This window comes from Daejeonella sp. (assembly GCF_030695525.1).
Taxonomy (GTDB): Bacteria; Bacteroidota; Bacteroidia; order Sphingobacteriales; family Sphingobacteriaceae; genus Daejeonella.
On sequence record NZ_JAUYSS010000038.1, the window covers coordinates 21484 to 28395 of the forward strand.

The 6912-nt window shown below is 37.3% G+C and carries 3 protein-coding genes; 2 read left to right on the forward strand and 1 reads right to left on the reverse strand.

Annotated elements, in window-relative coordinates; genetic code table 11:
* Positions 1-40: 40 nt before the first annotated feature.
* Positions 41-1165 carry a Fic family protein gene (locus tag Q8S11_RS08500; RefSeq protein WP_305661661.1) on the reverse strand — a complete coding sequence of 375 codons (1125 nt, stop codon included), beginning with the start codon at positions 1163-1165 and terminating at the stop codon, positions 41-43.
* Positions 1166-1717: 552 nt separating this feature from the next.
* On the opposite strand from Q8S11_RS08500, the gene Q8S11_RS08505 reads away from it, so the two are divergent.
* A complete protein-coding gene (locus Q8S11_RS08505) occupies positions 1718-6064 on the forward strand; it encodes a PAS domain S-box protein (protein ID WP_305661662.1) in 4347 nt (1448 codons plus the stop codon).
* 317 nt (positions 6065-6381) lie between these two features.
* Positions 6382-6825 (forward strand): hypothetical protein, encoded by a 444-nt coding sequence (locus tag Q8S11_RS08510; protein WP_305661663.1) that lies wholly within the window; start codon positions 6382-6384, stop codon positions 6823-6825.
* Positions 6826-6912: the final 87 nt, after the last annotated feature.

Below are 6912 nucleotides of genomic sequence, written 5' to 3' on the forward strand. Positions count from 1 at the left end.
GTCAGTCGTGCTTCTATTTTTGTATGTGACATCACTCCTATTATTCGGATAATATCCTGTAGAGCTCAAGATTTAAATAATAATGTCCTCCTTCTATAGATCTACGCTCCAAAATCCCCAGCTCAGTTAATTTGTTCAAGTAATTTCTCGCTGTTTTTTCAGCATATAATTTAGCATCTTCAAGATGTTTTACTTTAGTAAATGGTTGTGTAAAAATCAGATCAACTAATCGATCAGGCCTCCTGATATCCTTATGCTTCACTACCTCCTCCATTATTGCTTCTTTTGTGGCCAGAATATCATTGATTTTATCATAGGTAATATTGGAAGTAACTTCCATTGCTTTTAAAATGTACAATATCCATTCTTTCCATCTTCCTCTTTGTGAAACACCACCTAACAAATTATAATAATCATCCTTATGTTCAATAATATAGCGACTTAAAAACAATATGGGATAATCAAGTAAGCCCATTTTGGTAAGATAATGAATATTGAATATTCTACCTGTTCTTCCGTTTCCATCACGAAAAGGGTGAATAGCTTCAAACTGAAAGTGTCCGATAGCCATTTTAATTAATGGATCTGTTTTATCATCTACATTATTCAGAAATTGGATCAGATTCTGAAGTTTCTGCTCCACAATCCCATCTCCTCTTGGGGGTGTATAAACAATTGTTCCTGCATTCAAACCAGACCCACCTTGCTTAATTACTGTGTTTAAAAACGCAGGTCTTATTCCATCACTTACCTGATTAATTTCCTGATAGATATTGATGAAATAGTTTTGATCAAATCCAGGGAGTTTTGATAGATAATGATAACCTGCCCATAGTGCTTCACGGTATCTCAGAACTTCTTTTGAGGCACCTTGTGGCATTTGATATTTCTGATCACTGTAAGCTTTATAAAGTTCATCGTCTGTAGTAAAAATATTCTCTATAGCACTCGAAGCCTTCGCCTCTTGTAAACTTATGGTATTTATTAGTAATCCCTGGTTAGGGATAGCTATACTTCTGCCTTGTAATCTAGCTAATGATGCCCTGGATAAGACCAATTGCTCAAAAATATCTATGTCCTTATAAAGCTCTTCCGCAATTGGAAGCTCTGGCATGTCATTCCATGGCTTTGTCCTATCAGGGTTTACTTTATAACTTTCTTGCATATTCAAAGATAACAACCTAACGGTAAAAAATCAAATATTTACCGTTTATAAGAATTTTGACGGAAAAACAATGATTCATGAAGCTTCTTACGGTAAAAAATAGAATATCTACCGTTAACTGAATATTAGACGGTAGAGCCATAGCTCCACTGTCCGTAGTCTTAAGCGCAGCGTGAAACAGATTATAAAATAAGCCGGAGTCTTGTACTCCGTTTCTTTACCAAAACAACCAAGCCCGACAATTCGTAACAGGATTTCTAACCTCCGATAGTTATCAGGGCCACCGTTAAGTAAGAGACACTTCAATAAAATCACAATAGTAAATTACCATAAACCTTGAAAATCAATTTTGCATATCGATGGAAACTATGCGAATATTGTGAATGGTGGGAGCAATTGGCACTTTTCATTTTGGAATAATTTAGAGGAAACTTTAAGTTCATCTTTAATTATAACATAGTTATTAAGTCTATAAAGACTTAATAACATTATAAAAATAATTTAAAATCGTTAAATTAACATCTTTGCTTAGCAGGCAATAAATAGCACTGAATGAAAAAAGGTATTATCCCTAATAATGAGGAAGAACGGTTAAAGGCCCTGAAAAGCTACGAAATACTCGATTCTTTAAGTGAAAAAGAGTTTGACAGAATTACCGAACTCGCTTCTTTGATATGTGAAGTGCCTATTTCATTAATATCACTGATAGATAAAGACCGACAATGGTTCAAATCAAAAGTTGGTTTAGGTGTAAACGAAACCTCCAGAGATCTTGCATTTTGCAAATATGCCATCCTGGAAAATCAAATTTTTGAGGTCGAAGATGCCACAAAGGATGAGCGCTTTAATAGCAATAGTTTAGTCACAGATGACCCAAATATACGCTTTTATGCAGGGCAACCGCTGATTGACCCTAATGGCTATGCCTTAGGAACATTATGTGTAATTGATAGAAAACCGAATAAACTCAATAAAAACCAAAAGAGGGCATTAACTTTATTGGCCGATGAAGTGATGGCATTAATCATCGAGAGAAGGCAGAAGGTAGAGCTGAAAAATTTTGAAAGTCTATTCAATCTTTCTAATGATTTGATTTGTGTAGCAGGCACAGATGGTTTTTTCAAAAAGATAAATCCCGCATTTGAAAAAATCTTGGGCTGGGATAATAAAACCTTGCTCACTACTTCCTTTTTTGACCTCGTACATCCGGATGATATTCAAATCACCCAAAAAGAAATCCAAAGTCTGGCTGAGGGAAAAAATACAATCAACTTTACGCATCGATTTCGTTCGAAAAACGGCAGCTACAAAATATTGCAATGGGTAGCTACACCTGAGCCATTAACCGGTAGCCTTTTCGCCATAGCCCGTGACGTTTCAGAAGAAAAACTAAAAGAAAAACAATTAGTATTAAGCGAAGAACGAGCCAGGGCATTTTTTGAAAACTCACAGGGTTTCATGTGTACGCATGATCTGAACGGAAATTTTAAATCTGTAAATGGTGCCGGGGCAACCATTCTGGGCTATTCCAGAGAGGAGATTTTAAATCTTAGTCTCTTTGATATTATTCCATCCACAAGAAAAGACTTTTTAAATCGCTATCTCGAAGAGATACAGCTTCAAGGCTATTCAAAAGGACAAATGGTCACCCAGCATAAGGATGGCACTTTCCGCTTCTGGTTATACAACAACATCCTCGAAAAAGGTATTGATGGTGAAAGTTATGTAATAGGAAATGCCGTAGATATTACCGAAAGGCATCGCCTTGAGGAGGATTTGCGAAAAACCAAGGAGACACTTGAACAAACGAACCGGGTTGCTCGTGTTGGAGGCTGGGAATTAGATGTACAGAATCAAAAAGTGATTTGGACAGCTATTACTAAAGAAATTCATGGTGTTCCGGCTGATTATGAACCAGTATTAGAACAAGGGATTAACTTTTATAAAGAAGGAAGCAGTCGGGATAGTATAATAGAAGCTGTAAACAATGCCATTAACAAAGGCGAACACTGGGATTTGGAACTTCAGATTGTGACTTTTACCGGTACGGAATTATGGGTCAGGGCCATTGGTACAGCAGAGTTCGAGAATGACAAGTGTAAACGAATATATGGCACCTTCCAGGACATCGATGAGGCAAAAAAGGCCGAGATAGAAGTACGAAACTCCCGTAAACTACTCAATGATGTGCTGCAAGCAGCTTCGGAGATCAGTATCATCGCTACAGATGTTAATGGTCTGATTATGGTTTTTAATAAGGGCTCTGAAAAGCTTTTGGGATATACGGCAGAGGAAATGGTTGGAAAACAAAGCCCCGCTATTATTCATTCGCCTGATGAGGTGGAAATGCGTGGCAAGGAATTGAGTGAACAATTGGGTTTCCCGGTAGAGGGTTTCCGAATTTTTGTTCAACAGGCAGAAGTTATGGGATCTGAGCAGAGGGAATGGACCTATATCAAAAAAGACGGTTCAAAAAGAACGGTTTCGCTGGTGGTCACTGCAATCAGGGATATTAATGATGAGATAAATGGTTATTTAGGAATCGCAACTGATATTACCGAAAGAAGAGCTACTGAGCGTGAGCTTATTGTTGAAAAAGCAAGGCTTTCATCTTTTGTAAAGTACACTCCCGCCGCAGTTGCCATGCTGGATAACGACATGCGTTTTATTGCTGTTAGTAACCGCTGGCTTGAAGATTATAATTTAAAAGGTAAGGATATCATCGGCGCATCTCATTACGAAGTCTTTGAAAATATTGATGAAGAGAGAAGGGCGCGCCACCTCAGGATTTTACAAGGGGCTATCGAAAAGAAAGAGGAAGACAGGTACCGGTTAAAAGGCGAAAGCGAAGACCAATATGTCACCTGGGAAATGCGTCCATGGTACCAATTTGATGGTAAAGTCGGAGGTATCATGATTTTTACTCAAAATATAACCTCCATTATACGTCAACGGGAAGAGCTTAAAGTTGCAAAGTTACGTGCTGAAGAAGCAAATGTGGCTAAATCTGAGTTTTTGGCAAATATGAGTCACGAAATAAGGACTCCATTAAACGGGGTGATAGGTTTTACTGACCTGGTCATGAAGACAACGCTGAACGAAACACAGAGCCAATACATCAGCATTGTTAATCAGTCTGCAAATGCATTGCTAAGCATTATAAATGATATTCTCGACTTTTCGAAGATCGAAGCAGGCAAACTGGAACTTGATGTAGAAAAATGCGACTTATATGAACTAAGTTGTCAGGCTACTGACATCATTACCTACCAGGTGCAAACCAAAGGGTTGGAAATGTTACTGAATATCCCACCTGACTTGCCACGCTTTATCTATGCAGATTCTGTGAGAATTAAACAAATCCTGGTGAACCTTTTGGGCAACGCCTCCAAATTTACTGAGAAGGGTGAAATAGAATTAAAGATTGAAAAAATTGGCGACAAGGGAGACCAATCCACCATGCGCTTTGCAGTAAGAGATACCGGTATCGGCATCAAGCCAGAAAAACAACAAAAGATTTTTGAGGCCTTTTCGCAGGAAGACAGCTCAACAACCAAGAAGTACGGTGGTACCGGGCTCGGGTTAACAATATCAAATAAACTTCTTGGCTTAATGGGCAGTAAACTGAAGTTAAAGAGCACACCAGGCCTAGGCAGCACCTTTTATTTTGATGTGTCTTTTGTTTCAGAACAAGGAGAAGCGATTGAATGGGAAAATCTAAATCAAGTTGAAAATGTACTCGTAGTTGACGACAATGAAAATAATCGGGATATTATTTCTGCGATGTTATCACTTAAAAACATACATACGACAAAGGCTTCAAATGGCTTTGAAGCAATACAATTAATGACGCAAGAGAAAAGGTATGATGCGGTAATTATGGATTACCATATGCCGATTATGGATGGTCTTGAAACAATCAGGAAGATCAGACAGAACTTTTTTAGTACAGGTGCTGAACTTCCAATCATTTTGCTTCATAGTTCATCAGACGATGGCAAAATAATTAAAGAATGTGATGAACTTGAAGTAATCTACCGTCTGGTTAAGCCTTTAAAAATGCAGGATATCTATCATGCTTTGTCACGCTTGCGCCAGAAAGATTTAAAAATAAATAAAGTACCTGATACAGAACAGCAACCTTCTCTTGACACGTTTAGCGTATTGATTGCAGAGGACAATACAGTAAATATGCTGCTTGCCCGAACAATCATTAAAAAAATTACACCTAATGCAACTATCCTGGAGGCAAAGAATGGAGAGGAAGCGCTTGCCCATTGTAGGAGGCAATTACCAGATATTATTTTGATGGATATACAAATGCCCGGAATGAACGGTTATGAAGCAACCAGCCATATCCGAAATATCAGTTCTCACAGGCATATTCCAATAGTTGCCCTTACTGCCGGAAATATAAAAGGGGAAAAAGAAAAATGCATTGCTGCTGGCATGGATGATTTTGTGGCAAAACCAATAGTTGAAAATAATGTCGTAGCTATTTTTAACAAATGGCTGGATCTCGGTCAGGAAGATGGGATAAACCTAAATCAGGATTTTGAAGTTGAGGAATTGCAACATTTCAATATAAACAAACTTAAAGGTTATATAGGGGATGATGATTCCATAATGAGGGAGGTACTGAGCCTGGTTTGTACAGAATTGAAGGCAACAAAACTGTCTATTGCAGGCTATATTACAGCTCTAGATCTACCGGGTTTGAATAGTGTTGGTCACAAACTTTACGGCACAGCTGCATCTTCGGGCTTGTATAAATTATCTGTAATGGCTAATCAGCTTGAAAAATTGGATGTTTTTGAACTCTCTAATGTTTCCGTACTGAGTGAAGAAATAAAAAATGAAATTGACTTGGTGTTACAGATGATCGAAAACATCCAGTAAAACCATACTTATCTACCTGTATGCATTAAAATCATGACTTCAATTTGCCAATAAAATGAAGTCTCAGATCTCCAGCTCAAACTGACCATGTCCAACAAACAAAAAAGCCCGACACTTTCGTATCAGGCTTTGTACCCAGCGCCGGAGTATATATAATTAATTCGCCCTTCTCATTTCTTATATAAAAATGCCTTTAATACGCTTTTAAGTTAAAATTTAATTTAAACTGAGCAAAAGTAAGATAATAAAAAGAAAAAAAATCCGTCCCCTATTCCGTCCCCTAATTAATTTTAGTATGTTTAATAAATTATTTAGACATGTTCAGAAATCTATTTAAATCATTGTTTAATGTACCTAAACAAAATCCTTCTAAAGAAACTGTTGTTGTACCAAATAATCAAAATAATAACCAAACATCTTTGAAGATTTGGAATCAAGATTCCCCAGTTTGTCCTTACTGTACTACATCTCTTAATGCCTGGCCTCAAAGAAAAAGAAAGTGCCCCAACTGTAAAGAGGAAATTTATATAAAAAAAGATCCCACAAGTAATAAATGGAGTATAGTTACTAAACAAACATTAGAAGTTTGGGAGAAACTTTGGCAAGAAAAATATTTTGAAAATCGTTGGCTAAGACATTTAGAGCAATTTAATGTTACACGATCAGACTTAGAACGACTTAAAAACCTAAATAAGCTATCCACTAGAGTGGAAATACCGGTGAAACTGACCACCCTAAACCGGAGCAAACTGACCACCTAAAAGGCTGGCGTAGACTTCCCAATTTTGCTGGCGAAGATTTTCAGTTCAGTGCTGATCTTGTGTGATAAAAATAGATTTATTTGTTCA